The 17,026-nt window shown below is 54.5% G+C and carries 16 protein-coding genes; 7 read left to right on the forward strand and 9 right to left on the reverse strand.

The window, feature by feature from the left end; all coding sequences use genetic code 11:
* Positions 1-75: 75 nt before the first annotated feature.
* Positions 76-1,443, forward strand: a complete 1,368-nt coding sequence (dcuC, locus tag ACMWL8_RS14665; protein ID WP_045261018.1) for an anaerobic C4-dicarboxylate transporter DcuC — start codon at positions 76-78, stop codon at positions 1,441-1,443.
* 94 nt (positions 1,444-1,537) lie between these two features.
* A complete protein-coding gene (rna, locus tag ACMWL8_RS14670; RefSeq protein ID WP_028012327.1) occupies positions 1,538-2,347 on the forward strand; it encodes a ribonuclease I in 810 nt (269 codons plus the stop codon).
* Here rna and ACMWL8_RS14675 read toward each other — a convergent pair.
* Positions 2,341-2,961, reverse strand: coding sequence for a flavin reductase family protein (locus ACMWL8_RS14675; RefSeq protein WP_045261019.1), 621 nt, complete (start codon positions 2,959-2,961; stop codon positions 2,341-2,343). The two genes, rna and ACMWL8_RS14675, sit on opposite strands and share 7 nt — an antisense overlap.
* A 270-nt stretch (positions 2,962-3,231) precedes the next feature.
* On the opposite strand from ACMWL8_RS14675, the gene rnk reads away from it, so the two are divergent.
* Positions 3,232-3,642: a nucleoside diphosphate kinase regulator gene (gene rnk, locus ACMWL8_RS14680; protein WP_045261020.1), complete on the forward strand. Its 411-nt coding sequence runs from the start codon at positions 3,232-3,234 to the stop codon at positions 3,640-3,642.
* 123 nt (positions 3,643-3,765) lie between these two features.
* On the opposite strand, the gene ACMWL8_RS14685 is transcribed toward rnk, so the two are convergent.
* Positions 3,766-5,004 (reverse strand): zinc-dependent alcohol dehydrogenase, encoded by a 1,239-nt coding sequence (locus tag ACMWL8_RS14685; RefSeq protein WP_028012324.1) that lies wholly within the window; start codon positions 5,002-5,004, stop codon positions 3,766-3,768.
* A 181-nt stretch (positions 5,005-5,185) separates the two neighbouring features.
* On the opposite strand from ACMWL8_RS14685, the gene uspG reads away from it, so the two are divergent.
* Positions 5,186-5,614 (forward strand): universal stress protein UspG, encoded by a 429-nt coding sequence (uspG, locus tag ACMWL8_RS14690; protein ID WP_241276834.1) that lies wholly within the window; start codon positions 5,186-5,188, stop codon positions 5,612-5,614.
* Positions 5,615-5,653: 39 nt separating this feature from the next.
* On the opposite strand, the gene ACMWL8_RS14695 is transcribed toward uspG, so the two are convergent.
* The 6 genes from ACMWL8_RS14695 to ahpC form a co-directional block, all read right to left on the reverse strand.
* Complete coding sequence (locus ACMWL8_RS14695) at positions 5,654-6,421, reverse strand: dimethyl sulfoxide reductase anchor subunit family protein (protein WP_045261022.1); 768 nt, start codon at positions 6,419-6,421, stop codon at positions 5,654-5,656.
* On the reverse strand, positions 6,421-6,978 hold the full coding sequence (locus ACMWL8_RS14700) for a 4Fe-4S dicluster domain-containing protein (protein WP_028012321.1): 558 nt from the start codon (positions 6,976-6,978) through the stop codon (positions 6,421-6,423). Before ACMWL8_RS14700 ends, ACMWL8_RS14695 begins: the two co-directional genes overlap by 1 nt.
* The gene (locus tag ACMWL8_RS14705) at positions 6,975-9,251 is read right to left on the reverse strand and encodes a molybdopterin-dependent oxidoreductase (protein ID WP_045261023.1); all 2,277 of its coding nucleotides are present in this window, start codon (positions 9,249-9,251) and stop codon (positions 6,975-6,977) included. Before ACMWL8_RS14705 ends, ACMWL8_RS14700 begins: the two co-directional genes overlap by 4 nt.
* Positions 9,248-9,754, reverse strand: a complete 507-nt coding sequence (locus ACMWL8_RS14710) for a molecular chaperone (RefSeq protein ID WP_052683007.1) — start codon at positions 9,752-9,754, stop codon at positions 9,248-9,250. The genes ACMWL8_RS14705 and ACMWL8_RS14710 overlap by 4 nt, the downstream gene beginning before the upstream one ends.
* A 258-nt stretch (positions 9,755-10,012) precedes the next feature.
* Positions 10,013-11,578 carry an alkyl hydroperoxide reductase subunit F gene (gene ahpF, locus ACMWL8_RS14715; protein WP_028012318.1) on the reverse strand — a complete coding sequence of 522 codons (1,566 nt, stop codon included), beginning with the start codon at positions 11,576-11,578 and terminating at the stop codon, positions 10,013-10,015.
* Between the two features lie 126 nt (positions 11,579-11,704).
* A complete protein-coding gene (gene ahpC / locus ACMWL8_RS14720) occupies positions 11,705-12,268 on the reverse strand; it encodes an alkyl hydroperoxide reductase subunit C (protein ID WP_008501015.1) in 564 nt (187 codons plus the stop codon).
* A 619-nt stretch (positions 12,269-12,887) separates the two neighbouring features.
* Between ahpC and citR the strand changes: the two genes are divergently transcribed.
* The 3 genes from citR (at position 12,888) to ACMWL8_RS14735 (ending at position 15,768) form a co-directional block, all read left to right on the forward strand.
* Positions 12,888-13,793, forward strand: coding sequence for a DNA-binding transcriptional repressor CitR (gene citR, locus ACMWL8_RS14725; RefSeq protein WP_414751599.1), 906 nt, complete (start codon positions 12,888-12,890; stop codon positions 13,791-13,793).
* Positions 13,794-13,933: 140 nt separating this feature from the next.
* Entirely contained in the window at positions 13,934-15,157 is a 1,224-nt protein-coding gene (locus ACMWL8_RS14730) for a phosphoadenosine phosphosulfate reductase (protein ID WP_045261026.1), read from the forward strand.
* Complete coding sequence (locus tag ACMWL8_RS14735) at positions 15,142-15,768, forward strand: IbrB-like domain-containing protein (RefSeq protein ID WP_045261027.1); 627 nt, start codon at positions 15,142-15,144, stop codon at positions 15,766-15,768. Before ACMWL8_RS14730 ends, ACMWL8_RS14735 begins: the two co-directional genes overlap by 16 nt.
* Here the strand turns inward: ACMWL8_RS14735 and ACMWL8_RS14740 are convergent, their stop codons facing one another.
* Positions 15,769-16,929: a pyridoxal phosphate-dependent aminotransferase gene (locus ACMWL8_RS14740; protein WP_045261028.1), complete on the reverse strand. Its 1,161-nt coding sequence runs from the start codon at positions 16,927-16,929 to the stop codon at positions 15,769-15,771.
* Between the last annotated feature and the right edge of the window lie 97 nt (positions 16,930-17,026).

Raw genomic sequence — 17,026 nt, forward strand, 5'->3', positions numbered from 1 at the left:
TAATTCGGCACATTTTCATCCTTCATTTTTATATTAATTTTTTATATCTCAGGGCAGAAAGACACAGGGGAAATCATGCTTACGTTTATCGAACTCCTAATTGGGGTCGTCGTCATTGTGGGTGTAGCTCGCTACATCATTAAAGGATACTCAGCCACGGGCGTTTTATTTGTCGGTGGTTTAACGCTGCTGATAATCAGCGCAGTAATGGGTCATCAGGTTTTACCTGCCAGCGCAGCCAGCACGGGCTACACCGCCACGGATATTGTTGAATATATTAAAATCCTGCTCATGAGCCGCGGTGGCGATCTGGGTATGATGATCATGATGCTGTGCGGTTTTGCAGCCTATATGACCCATATCGGCGCGAACGACATGGTTGTGAAGCTTGCCTCGAAACCCCTGCAGTACATTAACTCGCCGTATCTGTTGATGGTTGCCGCCTATTTCCTCGCCTGCCTGATGTCGCTGGCCGTTTCATCGGCAACCGGGCTTGGCGTACTGTTAATGGCCACGCTGTTCCCGGTGATGGTGAACGTGGGCATAAGCCGTGGGGCAGCGGCGGCAATTTGCGCCTCCCCGGCGGCCATTATTCTCTCCCCGACGTCAGGAGACGTTGTGCTGGCGGCGAAAGCAGCCGAAATGTCGCTTATCGACTTCGCCTTTAAAACCACGCTGCCGATCTCGATTGTCGCCATTGTGGGAATGGGTATCGCGCATTTCTTCTGGCAGCGCTATCTCGATAAGAAAGAGAACATCAGCCATGAAATGATGGATGTAAGCGAAATCACCACCACAGCGCCTGCGTTCTATGCCATTTTGCCTTTCACGCCAATTATCGGCGTGCTCATTTTTGACGGGAAATGGGGCCCGCAGCTGCACATTATTACTATCCTGGTTATCTGTATGCTGTTAGCCGCTGCGCTGGAGTTCGTGCGCGGTTTCAACACCCAAAAAGTCTTCTCCGGCCTTGAGGTCGCGTATCGCGGTATGGCAGATGCGTTTGCCGGCGTGGTGATGCTGTTGGTTGCAGCAGGTGTCTTTGCCCAGGGTCTGAGCACGATCGGCTTTATCCAGAGCCTGATCTCCATCGCCACCTCGTTTGGCTCGGCCAGTATTATCCTGATGCTGGTCCTGGTGGTACTGACCATGCTGGCGGCAATGACCACCGGTTCCGGGAATGCGCCATTTTACGCCTTCGTTGAGATGATCCCTAAGCTGGCTCACTCGTCCGGTATCAACCCGGCTTATCTTTCCATTCCCATGCTCCAGGCTTCAAACCTGGGTCGTACCATCTCGCCTGTCTCAGGCGTGGTGGTGGCGGTTGCCGGGATGGCCAAAATCTCGCCGTTTGAAGTGGTGAAACGCACGTCAGTGCCGGTGCTGGTTGGGCTGATCATCGTCATTATAGCTACCGAAGTGCTGGTTCCCGGCGCCGCCTAAGTGAAATTCCTGATTACCTAAAAGCGCCTGCGGGCGCTTTTTGTGCTTTAATAACCCACAAAAATGAATTGCGCACAACCAATCAGGAAATCACATGTTCAGGAAGGATATCGTTATCCCGTCTGGCGCAGTAGCGCTTGCACTCAGTCTCTTCTCAGCACAGGCCGAACCCCTCAAGGCCACGCAGTACGGCGATTTCGATCGCTATGTGCTGGCTTTGTCCTGGCAAACGGGATTTTGTCAAAGCATGGTCGAGCGTAACCGCAATGAACCGGATGAATGTCGTCTGCAAAAAGAGCGCGACAATAAAACCGATTTTCTGACCGTTCACGGGCTATGGCCCGGCCTGCCGAAATCCATTGCCGCACGCGGCGTGGATGAACGTCGATGGATGCGATTTGGCTGCGCCACGCGCCCTATCCCGAACATGCCGGAAGTGAAGGCCAGCCGCAAATGCGCAGCAGCCGAAACCGGGCTGTCGCTTTCCGGCGCGGCTAAGCTGAACGAGGTCATGCCGGGCGCGGGTGGAAACTCCTGTCTGGAACGTTACGAATATGCCAAACATGGCGTCTGCTTTGGTTTTGATCCCGATGCCTATTTCGGCACCATGGTGAGAATGAATCAGGAAATGAAAAACAGCGCCGTCGGTCATTTCCTTGCGGAAAATTACGGTAAAACCGTCAGCCGGAGTGATTTTGACAACGCCGTTGCCAAAACCTGGGGCAAGGAAAATATCAAAGCCTTCAAGCTGACCTGCAACGGTAATCCGGCATATCTGACCGAGATGCAAATTTCACTCAAAGCAGACACCATTAACGCCCCGCTTTCTGCGACATCCTTTGCTCCGCAGCCGCATCCAGGCAACTGCGGAAAACAATTTGTCATTGATAAGGCCGGTTACTGATCGCCCACCACCGGTCGCACCATGTCAAACCGGTGTTCGTCACTGATGCCATAGTAAGCCGTCGGCCCACCCGCACGCAGGATGGGCTGCGCTTTCGCCGTCTGGTATATCCCCTCTTCCAGCAGCGTTTCGGCAATATGGATCCCGACCACTTCTCCCAGCACCAGCCAGGTATCCACCGGCGTACCGTCGGCGCCGGTAAGCTGAATGCACTGAGACAGGCGGCACTCAAAGTTGACCGGGCTTTCCGCCACGCGGGGGGCGCTCACCAGCTGGCTTGCCGCAGGCGTTAATCCGGAAAAGGTAAATTCGTCCTGGTCGTGAGGCAGCATGGCAGAGGTCTGATTCATCGCTTCCGCAAGATCGCGCGTTGCCAGATTCCAGACAAACTCCTTTGTTTCAACAATATTACGCACGCTGTCCTTCCAGCCGTTGCTTGAAAAGCCAATGATCGGCGGGCGATAGTTAAAGCAGTTGAAGAAGCTATACGGCGCAAGGTTGAGCTGACCGGCCTGGTCGCAAGAGGAGATCCAGCCAATCGGACGGGGGCCGACAATGGCGTTCAGCGGGTCATGCGGCAGGCCATGCCCCTGAGACGGTTGGTAGAAGTACATAGCGCTCTCTCGTTGGTAAGGGCTGCAGCGAATGATGTTTCGCGCAGCGCCCGGGTTCAGAACATACAGCGTAACGCAATCCGCCAGGAATGAAGACTGAATAAATTTCAGTGAAAATTCATATGGCACATGAATGTGACCTTCATCACTTCAAACTTGCGCGTTCAGCCAGTATCATCGGGAGAGTTAAACCCTCGCTGCCAGACGGCGAGGGTTTTCTTTTGGATTGGTTTCTGCGTTAGACGCAGCATTAACGACATGGAGTAAAAAATGTCCAGACCTACAATCATCATCAACGAGCTCGACGCAGAACGTATCGACAGGCTGCTGGAAAAAGCAGAATTCGCCTCACTTCCGGTGGCCGATGCCCTGAATGAGGAACTCGACCGGGCGCAGATGTGCACGCCTGAGACGATGCCGCATAACGTGGTCACCATGAACAGCCAGGTGAAATTCCGCAACCTGACCACCGGTGAAGAACTGACCCGCACGCTGGTTTACCCGGCCCAGATGACGGACAGCAGCGCGCAACTTTCGGTTCTTGCGCCGGTGGGGGCCGCACTGCTGGGGCTGCGCACGGGCGATACCATCCACTGGGAATTGCCGGGCGGTGCCTCCACCCATCTGGAAGTGCTGGAGCTGCTCTACCAGCCAGAAGCCGCGGGCGATTACCTGCGTTAATGTCATTCTGAACAAACGCGACCCGCGTTGCACAGAGGATGCGCCTGCATCCTCTTTCCGAACATCTTCACCCGATTGCGCTACATCGCAGGACAGTAACTTGAGCGCCACCGACAAGTGACCTCATACCACGCCGCCCGGAAACGCATTTACCAGGCCCTTCACTTTTTGCTCAGCGGCCTCAGGCGTTTCCGCGCCGGGCACCAGAATCACCTTCCGGCACTCCTCCTCCCGTTTTTCGAAAATCTTATAGGCACGTTCCGCATCCGCCAGGGGGAGATAATGCGTCACAATCTCTTCCGGCGTCAGCAGCCCTTTTTCTATCAGCGGTAGCAGTTCGCCCAGCCAGGCGTGGACGTGCGTCTGGCCCATCTTAAACGTCAGCCCTTTATCGAAGGCATCCCCAAACAGGAAGCCATGAATAAACCCGGCATACACGCCGGGTACGCTGACCACCCCGCCGCGCCGGACGGCAGCAATACACTGACGCAGCGCTTTGCCGCTGCTGCCCTCAATTTTAAGGTTGCTGAGGATCGTCTCCGTGGTGCTGCCCTTGGCTTCGAACCCGACGGCATCAATGACGGCATCGACACCCCGCTGCCCGGCGGTTTGCTCGATTATCTTTTCCGCCGCGTCGTTATCATCATCAAAATTGATGGGGATAGCACCGTAGCGCGCCTCGGCAAAACGCAGCCGATAGGGGTGATGGTCGATAACAAAAATCTGCTCAGCCCCTAACAGCCGTGCGCAGGCAATCGTCAATAACCCCACCGGACCGGCACCGAAAACGGCGACGCTGGAGCCTTTTTCAATCTGCGCATTTTTTGCCGCCTGCCAGGCGGTGGGTAAAATATCAGACAGAAACAGGGCTTTATCATCGGAGAGCAACTGCGGCACCTTAAACGGTCCGACGTTGCCTTTCGGCACGCGCACATATTCCGCCTGCCCTCCCGGCACGCCGCCGTAGAGATGGCTATAGCCAAACAGCGCTGCCGGCGCGGGAATTTGCTTTTTGTTCAGCGCAGCGCCCTGCCCGGCATTGGTATTCTCACAGGCAGCGTACTGCTGCAGACGGCAAAAGAAGCAGTCACCGCAGGCGATGACAAAGGGGATCACCACGCGATCGCCTTTTTGCAGGTCCTTCACCTCTCGACCGCACTCGACGATCTCGCCCATAAATTCATGTCCAAAAATGTCGCCGTGCTGCACCTTTGGGATCTTTCCACGATAGAGATGCAGATCGGAGCCGCAAATCGCCGTGGCCGTGACGCGCAGGATGATATCGTCGGGCTGTTCAATGATGGGATCGGGGACATTCTCAACGCGAACATGGTGCGGACCGTGGTACGTGAGTGCTTTCATGCTACCTCCGAAAGGTTTCAGGTAAGTTTATAAAGGGTAGCTACCCCTGAAAGTCTGCCGGGAAATACGCGCCTTTTGAGATTTATCCTGGCGAGAGAGGAAAAGTGCCGAAGCGCTTACAGAAACCATTCATATTTTGTGGTTGAATGTATCCAGCGTTTATAAACAAGGAGAAACGGTTATGTATAAGACAATCATTATGCCGGTTGATGTTTTCGAAATGGAACTGAGCGACAAAGCTGTTCGCCACGCGGAATTCCTCGCGCAGCAGGACGGAATTATTCATCTTTTACACGTCTTACCGGGCTCTGCCAGCCTGAGCCTGCACCGCTTTGCCGCCGACGTGCGTCGCTTTGAGGAGCACTTACAGCACGAAGCCGAAACGCGGCTGCAGACCATGGTCGGGCATTTCGGCATCGACCCTTCCCGCATCAAAACCCACGTCCGGTTCGGTAGCGTGCGCGATGCCGTCAATGAACTGGCCGCGGAGCTGAATGCAGACGTGGTGGTGATCGGTTCACGTAATCCTTCCATTACCACTCACCTGCTGGGGTCGAACGCCTCCAGCGTGACCCGCCACACCCATATTCCGGTGATGGTGGTCAGGTAAATACCAACAAAAAACCCCGCTTTCGCGGGGTTTTGTTTATCAGTACAGGTGACCAATATTGACGATGGTGCTGACGGTATCGCCGAAGAAGGTCAGGCGGCTGAGCACCACGCCCACCAGCAGGAGCGCAAACACCGCTTTCTGCATCGGCTGGCGCTTCAGCGATAACGCGCCACCCACAACGCAGCACAGCAGGCTGCCCAGATAGAGCGGCGAGCTTAACCAGGCCTGAGCGGTCATTCTCATGATGGTACCGCCGCTGAGCCACATCACCGGCGCGGCAATCAGCAGCGCCATCAGGGCGATAATCCCCTGGCGCAGCGCGGCGTTTGATCCTTTCAGCCCGAGCAGCGGCGTTGCGGCACAGCCCATCACCCAGACCGTCGCAAAGAACAGCATCATGGTGATGCCGTTGGCAATGGCCTGCATCGCCGGTGCCGCGTAGGTCATTCCCTGCACCACCACCAGCAGGATCCCGAACAGGGACGCCAGCAGCGCTGCGCCTTTGTTTCCCTTACTCAGGAAGGCCAGCCCAATCATGGCGCCGTACAGGGTCGCGCCCAGAATTTCACGGCTCAGCCAGGCATGTTTCAGGTTAATCAACGCGTTGTATGCGTGTTCCGGGTGCGCCAGATGCAGCACCGCGGCAATGGAGGCAACGCCCAGAATCAGCCCGGTAATCAGCCAGTGAAGGCGTGTGCCATGCACTTCACTACGCAGCGTGCGCCAGGTCAGGAGCAGCGTCATCCCGACGGACATCTGGCTCAGCACGGTAAAAATCACCAACGGCAGTTCGTACTTTTCCATTATTTATCCCCCGGCTGTTTTGGCTGACGGGCCAGAATGAAGCGCGTACCCGGATTAAGCTGAGGCATCTTCGGAAAGCCCGGCGGATACTGCACGGCATTGTTCGGCAGCGGATCGGCATCCAGATCGATAATCGACAGGGCACCGACAGGACACGCGTTCACGCAGGCCGGGGCCATACCGATATCCAGACGTTCATAGCACATGCTGCACTTCTCCGCCTTTTGCGTCTCTTCATTGAAGCGCGGCGCGCCGTACGGGCAGTTACGGATGCAGTTTTTACAGCCGATACAGCGTTCAGGGTTATGGACCACCACGCCGTCATCACGTTTGGTGTAGGCTTCCACCGGGCATGCCGCCAGACAGGCCGGGTTTTCACAGTGGTTACAGGCCAGCGAGAAAAACGCACGCTCCTCATGCGGATAAATTTCTTTATCCAGCGGATAGACATAGCGCCAGAAGCGATCCGGCTCAAGCTGGTTAAAGCTCTTGCAGGCCATGGCGCATCCGCGGCAGCCAATACATTTATCACTGTTCACTAAAAATGCGCGTCTCATGCGTCTGCTCCTTCATTCGCGATAAGGGCAATGTCGACAAACTGGCTGTGGATCGCCGCGCCAGGCGCGCCGGTTGCCATCTTGCCCATATCGGCTGGCGTATCTTTCACGACGTTCTGCACGTTGTACTTAAGCTTGTTAAACCAGGACTCATACATCACCAGGAAATCTTCCGGCACGTTGGTGGTGATTTTCGCCCGCAGCTCCACTTCGCCCACGTCGTTAAACACGCGGACTTTCGCCAGCTCGCGAATCCCCTTCTTGTGCGCGGCGGTTGGGTGGATATAGACAAACGGCTCCGGCCAGAAGACCTGCATCCAGTCGAGGTTGACGAACTGAGAGTGGAGGCCGTACTGCAAATGCGGAGTAAACAGATGGAACGGCAGCTTGCCCTCCGCGGCAGGCAGATACTCCGGCAGCGCTTTATGGCCGTTCTTTTCACACAGCTCGGAGAGGAACTCATACTTGCCCGATGGCGTTTTAAACTTGCGGTCGTGCCAGGCCGCCGAGCTGACCATTTTGGCTTTCACCGGCCCATCCAGCAGATCGTCCCAGGAGCGGATGCCGAACTGCTTCGCCATGCCCTCATTGAACTCAAGGTCGAGCCATTTTTTCTGGTCAATGTCCTGCGGGAAGGTACAGGAGCCTGGCTCCATTTTGTTGATGGTACGCGAGAGCAGCACGGCAATATCCAAATCGCTCTTGCACTCGTACATCGGTTTAATGGCCGGTTCATTCACCGAAAGCCAGTAATGCCAGTAAGACGATGACAGGTTCCAGTGCTCAAAGGTGGTGGTCACCGGCAGCACAATATCGGCATGCTGCAGCGTCTCGTTGAAGAACTGATCGACGCAGACCACCATCTCCAGCTTGCTGAAGGCTTTTTCCATTTTGTTGCGGTCAAAGTCCTGCGCGAACGGGTTCTTGCACGCCACCCACAGCATACGAATGGGCGGATCGTTGGCATCAAGAATGCTCTGCGCGGTCTGGTTCAGGTTCAGCGCGCGGTCGGAATAGTGGCTCTTTTCGCCGCTGTCGCTGACGAACTCCCCTACCGGGCCGCTTTCTCCCACCATGCCAACAGATCCGACCGGTGGCTTCTGCGTCATCGCATGATAGTTGTAGCCCCAGGTCTGCAGATGGCCGTAGCGGGCACCGCCGCCTTCCACACCGATGTTGCCTGTCATGGCAACAAAAGCGTCAATGGCGCGCACGTTCGCCCCACCGTTGACGTGGCGCTGCATCCCGTAGCCGATCCAGACGGTGGCAGGTTTTACCGCGGTGAACTCTTCCGCCAGCTGGCGAATCACCTCTGCCGACAGGCCACAGATTTCAGATGCCCACTCCACGGTGATATTGCTGCGCAGATACTGTTCAAATTCCGGGAAACCGTGCGCGAAGTTGTTCACAAACTCCTGGTCGACGCGGCCAATATCCAGCAGGTGCCGCGCCATTCCCAGCGCCAATGCGCCGTCCGATCCCGGGCGCACGCGCAGATACAAATCGGCTTTCGCGGCGGTTTGCGAGAACAGCGGATCAATGACCACCACTTTCGCCCCTTTCTCACGCGCCTGATAGATGTACTTCATGGTATGCATGGAGCACCAGGCCGGGTTTGCGCCCCAGATAATGATGTATTTGGCTTTCACCAAATCTTCCGGGTCGTTACACCACATGTCGCCCATGTCGTAGTGCTGGGCATCGATCCCTGCTGGCCAGCATGGCGTACCAGCGAACCGCGTGGTGTAACCGAGAGAAGACATCATCCCCTCCACGGCATAACTCATCACGCCCAGGTTGCCGGAGTATTTCGACAGCGCCAGGCCGAGCATAGACCCGTCTTTCTTTTTAATCTCCAGCATCTTGCTGGCAATGCGCTGCATGGCCTCATCCCAGGAGATGCGACGCCATTTACCGCTGCCGCGCCCATCCTGGATCATCGGGTATTTAATACGGTCCGGGGAGTAGACCCGGCGCGGGTAGGTCAGCCCTTTCACACACGGGGCACCGTGTGTAAACGTGGACTCGCTTGCCCCGTCAACGAAGGTGATGACGTCATCTTTGACCCAGGTTTTTAAGCTGCAGGTGTCGTAGCAGTTACGCGGGCAAGCGTTACGGTAAATTTTGTAGGTTTTTGGGTTAAACGGAATGGGGGGCTGTGCCATGGCACATCGGGATGATAATAGTCCGCCGGGTAATGCGGCAACGGTACCCAGCGCAATCAGTCCTTTTAAAAAGGATCGCCGATTTAGCTGCCCTTTATCAATACTCATAATATTACTCTCGTCTTTAATTCATCAAACCAATTAGTCATCTGCAACGCGAGACATTTAATTGCGGATGTTTTCGCGCAATCCTTTATTTTTGCAATAAATGCGGGGAGCCATAATTCAAGATGCCCCTGCACAAAGCGGGCGAGTGCGTCATGATATTGCGGCGAATGTCTGGCATGCGCGGAGAGCATCACCACCAGCTCCATTTCATAGCTGACGTGATCGTCGGGAACGCTATTTTCCCCGGTCACAAAAAGCCCGATGCTGCGCAGGAATTCGCGTACGCTCAGCGTTGTAGCGCCCATCAGCAGAGGCTCTTCGTCCAGATACACCGAGGCATAAGGCGGCGCCAATAGCGTTGCAGGGCCGACAAACAGGGCGTTGAAATCATACTCAACCTCTAACGCCTCATCCTGCTGCCAGGTTTTACTTTCCGGGAATAAAGGATGTAACGAAGCGCATCGCGATGCCATGTCCGCCGCGTTAAAGAAATCACGAAACATCAATCCCTTTATTTCAAATGGGGTTAACGTCTCATATATTGAAGAAGTAGATGTATCTTTGTCATTCATATTAAATATAAATATTTATCGCTATAAAAAACGACAAGATATTATCAGCAGGCTTATTATTTTCTTTGATCGAAGCAGGTAATTAACGCATGAAGGGGTTAATAACGAGGATAATTGAGGGTAAAAAAATCTAAAAAAAAGCCACCTCATAAAGAGGTGGCTACTGCAGGTATGTCTTACTTTCTTTTATTATGCGGTTTTGGTGCGGATCAGGTAGTCAAACGCGCTCAGGGACGCTTTTGCACCTTCGCCAGTCGCAATGATGATCTGCTTGTACGGCACGGTGGTGCAATCGCCCGCGGCAAACACGCCCTTCACGCTGGTTTCACATTTGGCATCGATGATAATCTCGCCCATGCGGTTGCGCTCAATCGCGCCTTCCAGCCAGGTGGTGTTCGGCAGCAGGCCAATTTGTACGAAGATCCCCGAAAGCTGAACGCTATGAACGTCGCCGCTTACGCGGTCACGGTACTCCAGACCGGTCACTTTGCTGCCGTCGCCCTTCACTTCGGTGGTCTGCGCGTTCAGCACGATGTCGACGTTTTTCAGGCTGCGAACTTTATCCTGCAGCACCTGGTCGGCCTTCATTTCTGGCGCGAACTCCAGCAGGGTCACGTGTTCAACAATCCCCGCCAGGTCGATAGCCGCTTCCACGCCGGAGTTACCGCCGCCGATCACCGCCACCCGTTTGCCTTTAAACAACGGGCCGTCACAGTGCGGGCAATAGGTCACGCCTTTGGTACGGTATTGATCTTCGCCCGGCACGTTCATGTTGCGCCATTTTGCCCCGGTGGCAACGATCACGCTGCGAGCTTTCAGCACCGCACCAGAGGCGGTTTCAATCTGGTGTAAGCCCCCTTCCACCGCCGCCGGAATCAGCTTGCTGGCGCTCTGGCTGTCGATCACATCTACCTCGTAATCGCTGACATGAGCCTTCAGCGCACCGGCCAGCTTCTGACCTTCGGTTTTTGGTACGGAAATGTAGTTTTCAATGTCCACGGTATCCAGCACCTGGCCGCCAAAGCGTTCGCCCATAAGACCGGTACGAATACCTTTACGTGCAGAGTAAACCGCTGCCGCCGCGCCCGCAGGGCCAGAGCCGACAATCAGCACATCGTACGCATCGCGTTTGTTCAGCTCTTCCGCCGCGCGTTTTTCCGCGCCGGTATCCACTTTGGCAACGATTTCCGTCAGCGTCATGCGGCCCTGGCCGAACTCCTGACCGTTCAGATACACCGCCGGAACACCCATCACGTTGCGATCGGTGATCTCATTCTGGAACGTACCGCCGTCAATCGCCGTATGCTTGATGCGCGGGTTCAGAACCGACATCAGGTTCAGCGCCTGCACCACGTCCGGGCAGTTGTGGCAGGAGAGCGAATAATAGGTTTCAAACTCAAAATCACCGTCGATATCGCGGATCTGCTCCAGCAGCGCCTGCGCTTCTTTTGAAGGATGACCGCCGGTCCACAGCAGCGCCAGCACCAGTGAGGTAAATTCATGCCCCAGCGGGGAGCCGGCAAAACGCGGTCCCTTGTCCGAGCCCGGGTTAGTAATCAGGAAAGAGGGTTTACGAACCGCAAGCGAATTGTCTTCTTTGAAGGTCACTTTCGGAGACAGTTCAGCGATCTCTGCCAGCAGCTCTTTGATTTCTGCCGATTTCGCGCTGTCGTCCAGCGTGGCAATCAGCTCAACGGGTTTTGTCAGTTTCTCAAGGTAGGCCTTGAGCTGGGTTTTCATATTGGTGTCGAGCATAGTTCTTCCCTCTCTTAAGACGTCATCATGCAAGCTGCCTTTGCGGGCGGCCTGAATGCAACTTGCATCATGGTGCTGGAATGAAATGGGCGCGGGGGCGCCCATTGATTGCCGGATGGTGAAAACTTAGATTTTACCGACCAGGTCCAGGGATGGAGCCAGGGTCGCTTCGCCTTCTTTCCATTTAGCCGGGCACACTTCACCTGGGTGAGAAGCCACGTACTGAGCCGCTTTCACTTTACGCAGCAGGTCAGAAGCATCACGGCCGATACCTTCAGCGGTAACTTCGATAGCCTGGATAATGCCCTGCGGGTCAACCACGAAGGTTGCACGGTCGGCCAGGCCTTCATCTTCACGCATGTTGTCGAAGTTACGGGTCAGGGCGCCAGTCGGGTCGCCGATCATCGCGTATTTGATTTTCGCGATGGTTTCAGAGCTGCTGTGCCACGCTTTGTGGGTGAAGTGGGTATCGGTAGAGACAGAGTAAACGTCTACGCCCAGCTTCTGCAGTTCGTCGTAATGGTCAGCTACGTCGCCCAGTTCGGTCGGGCAAACGAAGGTGAAGTCAGCCGGATAGAAGAAGAAGACACTCCAGCGACCTTCGGTATCTTTCTCGGTTACTTCAATGAACTCACCGTTTTTGAACGCCTGGTTTTTGAAAGGTTTAATTTTAGTGTTAATCAAAGACATCTGTACTTCCTCCGTGTTTTCGTTGAGAGCTAAGGTAACCAACTTTGCTCATCGGGGCTAATGCGTATGCTTTATCAAATCAATCAGCCAAACCTTACAACTTCAACAAGACAGCAAGGTGAACCTGCTGCGGTACTCCAGAAAGTATAAAGGCCGCCTCAACGGGCGGCCCTGATACCTGAATTCCCCGCAGGTACATTCAGTGCCAGCCGAGGCTGGCGTTGCGTTGCGCTCTACATACCTTGTATCAAGGTCGTAACAGCAGGTTGATTACACCACCAGCACCCATCGAGAGCAATCCATCAAAAGCGCGTTCCTGCCTATGGCTGTGATAGGTTTTGACTGAGAGAAATACATTACGCTCGTAAATTAACTTTACGTAATCAATTTACGGCAATATATAAATGTCAACATTTATTAAATTGAACCCAGCCCATTCAAAGATAAAATTATCTTAATCTCACATGTAATTCTATTTCAATAATCCGATGGCGTGATATATTAAGATAACTTAAATAACACTTTAAGTTAGTTAACCACAAGGATTGTAAATGGTTAGCTTTAATCTATAGTTATCATCAATATGTTAACAACAGACTCACGGCAAACAGGATGACACATGGCAAATCTTTATGACCTTAAAAAATTCGACCTTAATTTACTGGTCATTTTTGAGTGTATCTATCAACATCTTAGCATCAGCAAGGCCGCTGAAACGCTTTACATTACCCCTTCAGCCGTCAGTCAGTCTTTGCAACGCCTGCGTGGCCAGCTTAACGATCCGCTGTTTATCCGTTCCGGCAAGGGGATCACCCCCACGACCGTCGGGACTAACCTGCACCTGCATCTTGAGCAAAACCTCAATCAGATTGAGCAGACCATCAACCTGATGCACAGCACCGACATCAATAAAAACTTTGTCATTTATTGTTCTCAGATGGTGACGCCAGGCTACCTTCTCAACCCTATTCAGTTGTTGATGAATCAGGAAAATTGCTCAGTAGAACAACGTGATATGCTTGTCTCTGCGGAGTCAGCAGAGGATTTACTGGCCTACCGTAAAGCCGATCTCATTTTTACCGTGGCGCCCGTTAATAATCGCTCCGTTGTCTGCTCGCATTTCACCACAATTCCCACAGTCATGATCTGCCGCGAAGACCATCCCAGAATAGGTACAGAAGTCTCCGTCGAGGAGTTGTACCAGGAAAAGTTTACGATGTATCAAAGCAACAACAGTGGCGTGAAGGAGCGTCAGGCTGAAGTCAACGAGGCGTTCCCGGAAAGAAACATCGCGTTTCGGTCAGACTCCCTCAGTTCGCTTCTCTCCATGATCGCCATGTCTGATTTAGTTGGTTATATTTCCGTGTCCATTTTTGAAACCTATAAAGCGGCCTTAAAATTAAAAATCGTTAACACTCCCTTTAAATTACCTGAAGTGGACATCTATATGGTCTACAACCGCGCGTCGTTAAACAGCAGCGTATTCGCCAGCTTTATTGAAAAAATGCATAAGCTGGCTCAATAGAATGGACGCGTCATCGCGAAGGTATTTCCAGAAAGAATAGAGTGAAGGCGTAAAATAATTAGTTGAGAATGAGAACATATAATAACATGATGGCAGTTTAATAGCATTAACGGTATTCCATACGCAGGATGCGACTCATCATGTCTATCTATAAATACCCTCTTCAGGAAAACGTTCTGGAGGCTGCTTCAGAACGCATAAACTGGACGCTGCAAAATTTTACCCGCGTGTGCGTCTCTTTTTCTGGCGGAAAAGATTCAACGGTGATGCTTCATCTTGCTGCGCAGCGGGCGCGGCAGTTGAACAGAAAAATAGATGTCCTCTTTCTGGACTGGGAAGCACAGTTCTCCTGCACCATTGAGCATATTGAGAACATGAGGACCCAATATCGTGACGTCATCAATCAGTTCTGGTGGGTGGCGCTGCCGATCACCACGCAAAATGCCCTCTCTCAGTACCAGCCGGAATGGCAGTGCTGGGAACCCGGCATAAGCTGGGTCAGACAGCCTCCGCCTGATGCCATCACCAGTACGTGTTATTTTGATTTTTATCAGCAGGGGATGACCTTTGAGGCCTTCGTCAGGGACTTTGCCGAATGGTATGCGCGAAGGCGCCCCGCCGCAGTGATGGTGGGCATCCGCGCCGACGAATCCTATAACCGCTTCCTGGCAATCGCCTGTGCGCGCAAGCAGCGCTTTTCCGACGATAAACCCTGGACGACCGTCGCGCCCGGCGGTCATGCCTGGTATATCTATCCTCTCTACGACTGGAAAACCGCCGACATCTGGACCTGGTTTGCCAAAACGGGCTGCGCCTATAACCCCCTCTACAATCTGATGTACCAGGCCGGCGTGCCGCCGCGCTACATGCGCATCTGTGAACCCTTTGGCCCGGAGCAGCGACAGGGCTTATGGCTCTATCATGTCGTTGAACCTGAACGCTGGGCCGCCATGTGCGCACGCGTCAGCGGCGTGCGCAGCGGCGGAATTTACGCGGGGCACGACAACCACTTCTACGGTCACAGAAAGATCCTCAAGCCCGACCACCTCAGCTGGCAGGAGTACGCCATGCTGCTCCTCGACAGCATGCCGCAACAGACGGCTGAACATTATCGCAATAAAGTCGCGGTGTACCTGCACTGGTATCAGAAGCGCGGGATGTCCGATCTTCCCGAGACGCAGGTGGGTGACATCGGCTCAAAGGATATCCCTTCCTGGCGGCGAATTTGCAAGGTTCTGCTCAACAACGATTACTGGTGTCGGGCCCTCTCCTTTAGCCCGAACAAACCAAAGCACTATCAGCGCTATAGCGAACGGATGAAATCAAAACGCAATGAGTGGGGGATCTTATGCAGCAACGACTGATTACCGAACTGGAAACCTATTTAAAGACGCTCACCGACGAGCAACGTATAGATGCCATCAATGCTTTTCGCCAGGCCATGCATCATCTCAGCCCGTTCAGCGACCAGCCCGTCGACTGCGTGCTGTGGATAAAGCAGGACGCTATCGTTGCCAACGACTACAACCCGAATAACGTGGCGCCGCCGGAAAAGCGTTTGCTGAGTCAATCGCTCGAGCTCGACGGGTTTACGCAGCCCATCGTGGTGACGGAAAGCGAGCCAGCGCATTACGAAATTGTCGACGGCTTCCATCGTCACGAAATCGGTAAAAGCAGGGCCGCGCTGAAGCGCCAGCTTCGGGGCTATTTGCCCGTCACCTGCCTGCGCAAAGATCGCCAGCAAAAGCTTGACCGGATGGCCGCCACCATCCGCCACAACCGCGCGCGGGGACGCCACCAGATCAACGCCATGTCCGACATCGTCCGGGAGCTGGCCCAGCTTGGCTGGAACGATGAGAAAATCGGTAAGGAACTGGGGATGGACAGCGACGAGGTGCTGCGCCTGAAGCAGATCAACGGCCTGCTGGAGCTGTTTGCAGACCGTCGCTATTCCGAAGCCTGGACGGTGAAATAGTCAGAGCGTCGCCAGACGCTCCGCCGCCGCCAGCAGCGTCGATTCCTGCTTCGCAAAGCACAGGCGAATCAGCTTGTGCGGGAAGGGATCGGCGCAGAACACCGACAGCGGAATAGCCGCCACGCCCACCTCCTCCGTCAGCCACCGGCAAAAGCTGACATCGTCCAGATCGGAAATCGCGCTGTAGTCCGCCAGCAGGAAGTAGGTCCCTTCACACGGCAGAATTTCCAGACGGCTTTTGCTCAGCGCATTTACAAACATATCCCGACGCGCGCGGTAAAAATCCGGCAGCTCGCGATAGTGCTGCGGTTCGCTGCGCAGCATGTCCGCCAGTGCCAGCTGGGCAGGCGTGTTGACCGCAAAGGTCAGGTACTGATGCACCTTACGCAGCTCCGCGCTGATGGCCGCCGGGGCCACGCAGTACCCTACCTTCCAGCCGGTCATATGGTAGGTTTTTCCAAATGAAGACACCGCAACCGCGCGCTCGCGAAGCTGCGGATGGGCCAGCACGCTGGCGTGCCCTTCCTCCGCAAAGCAGATGTGCTCGTAGACTTCATCGCTCAGGACGTAAATTTCCCGCTCGGCGATAGCCTGCCACAGCGCGGCAAAATCGGCCTTTTGCCACACCGTCGCCGACGGATTATGCGGGGTGTTCAGGATCACCAGGCGCGTTTTATCACTCAGCAGCGCGGCGAACGCCTGCCAGTCCGGGCGGAAATGCGGCGGCTGGAGCGCCACGCGCTTCACCACGCCACCGGAGAGTTCAACCGCAGGCGCATAGCTGTCGTAGCTTGGGTCAAAGCAGATGACTTCATCCCCCGCGCGCACCAGCGCGGTGATGGCAGCATACAGCGCTTCGGTCGCCCCTGCCGTCACCGTGATATCGCTGTTCGCATCGGGGTGGTAGCCATACAGCGCCGCCGTTTTGTCGGCAATGGCTTCCCGCAGCGCCTGCACGCCGGTCATCGGCGCATACTGATTCGCACCCTGCGCCACGTGGTGCGCCAGACGTTCCTGCAAATATTTCGGACCGTCAAAATCCGGGAACCCCTGAGAAAGGTTAATCGCGTTGTGCTGCTGCGCCAGGGCGCTCATCTGCGTAAAGATGGTGGTACCGAGATCAGGAAGTTTACTCTGCGGGATCAATACGTTATTGCTCATGTTGTCGTGCCTGCTTGTAATACTTATGTTGCTGTCACTATAACACGATGTTAGTCTTTGGCAATCAAGACGCTTAGACGTCTAAACCATATCAATA

This window comes from Enterobacter sp. 04-C-12-SI-ECC (assembly GCF_047530715.1).
Lineage (GTDB): Bacteria > Pseudomonadota > Gammaproteobacteria > Enterobacterales > Enterobacteriaceae > Enterobacter > Enterobacter bugandensis.

What these genes read in the sequence shown, in the direction of transcription:
- ACMWL8_RS14685 (WP_028012324.1), bottom strand. Translation starts at nt 5,004, where the DNA reads ATGAAAGCACTCACGTACCACGGTCCGCACCATGTTCGCGTTGAGAAT.
- ahpF (WP_028012318.1), bottom strand. Translation starts at nt 11,578, where the DNA reads ATGCTCGACACCAATATGAAAACCCAGCTCAAGGCCTACCTTGAGAAA.
- uspG (WP_241276834.1), top strand. Translation starts at nt 5,186, where the DNA reads ATGTATAAGACAATCATTATGCCGGTTGATGTTTTCGAAATGGAACTG.
- citR (WP_414751599.1), top strand. Translation starts at nt 12,888, where the DNA reads ATGGCAAATCTTTATGACCTTAAAAAATTCGACCTTAATTTACTGGTC.
- dcuC (WP_045261018.1), top strand. Translation starts at nt 76, where the DNA reads ATGCTTACGTTTATCGAACTCCTAATTGGGGTCGTCGTCATTGTGGGT.
- ACMWL8_RS14730 (WP_045261026.1), top strand. Translation starts at nt 13,934, where the DNA reads ATGTCTATCTATAAATACCCTCTTCAGGAAAACGTTCTGGAGGCTGCT.
- ACMWL8_RS14735 (WP_045261027.1), top strand. Translation starts at nt 15,142, where the DNA reads ATGCAGCAACGACTGATTACCGAACTGGAAACCTATTTAAAGACGCTC.
- ACMWL8_RS14695 (WP_045261022.1), bottom strand. Translation starts at nt 6,421, where the DNA reads ATGGAAAAGTACGAACTGCCGTTGGTGATTTTTACCGTGCTGAGCCAG.
- ACMWL8_RS14710 (WP_052683007.1), bottom strand. Translation starts at nt 9,754, where the DNA reads ATGTTTCGTGATTTCTTTAACGCGGCGGACATGGCATCGCGATGCGCT.
- ahpC (WP_008501015.1), bottom strand. Translation starts at nt 12,268, where the DNA reads ATGTCTTTGATTAACACTAAAATTAAACCTTTCAAAAACCAGGCGTTC.
- ACMWL8_RS14705 (WP_045261023.1), bottom strand. Translation starts at nt 9,251, where the DNA reads ATGAGTATTGATAAAGGGCAGCTAAATCGGCGATCCTTTTTAAAAGGA.
- rna (WP_028012327.1), top strand. Translation starts at nt 1,538, where the DNA reads ATGTTCAGGAAGGATATCGTTATCCCGTCTGGCGCAGTAGCGCTTGCA.
- ACMWL8_RS14740 (WP_045261028.1), bottom strand. Translation starts at nt 16,929, where the DNA reads ATGAGCAATAACGTATTGATCCCGCAGAGTAAACTTCCTGATCTCGGT.
- ACMWL8_RS14700 (WP_028012321.1), bottom strand. Translation starts at nt 6,978, where the DNA reads ATGAGACGCGCATTTTTAGTGAACAGTGATAAATGTATTGGCTGCCGC.
- rnk (WP_045261020.1), top strand. Translation starts at nt 3,232, where the DNA reads ATGTCCAGACCTACAATCATCATCAACGAGCTCGACGCAGAACGTATC.
- ACMWL8_RS14675 (WP_045261019.1), bottom strand. Translation starts at nt 2,961, where the DNA reads ATGTACTTCTACCAACCGTCTCAGGGGCATGGCCTGCCGCATGACCCG.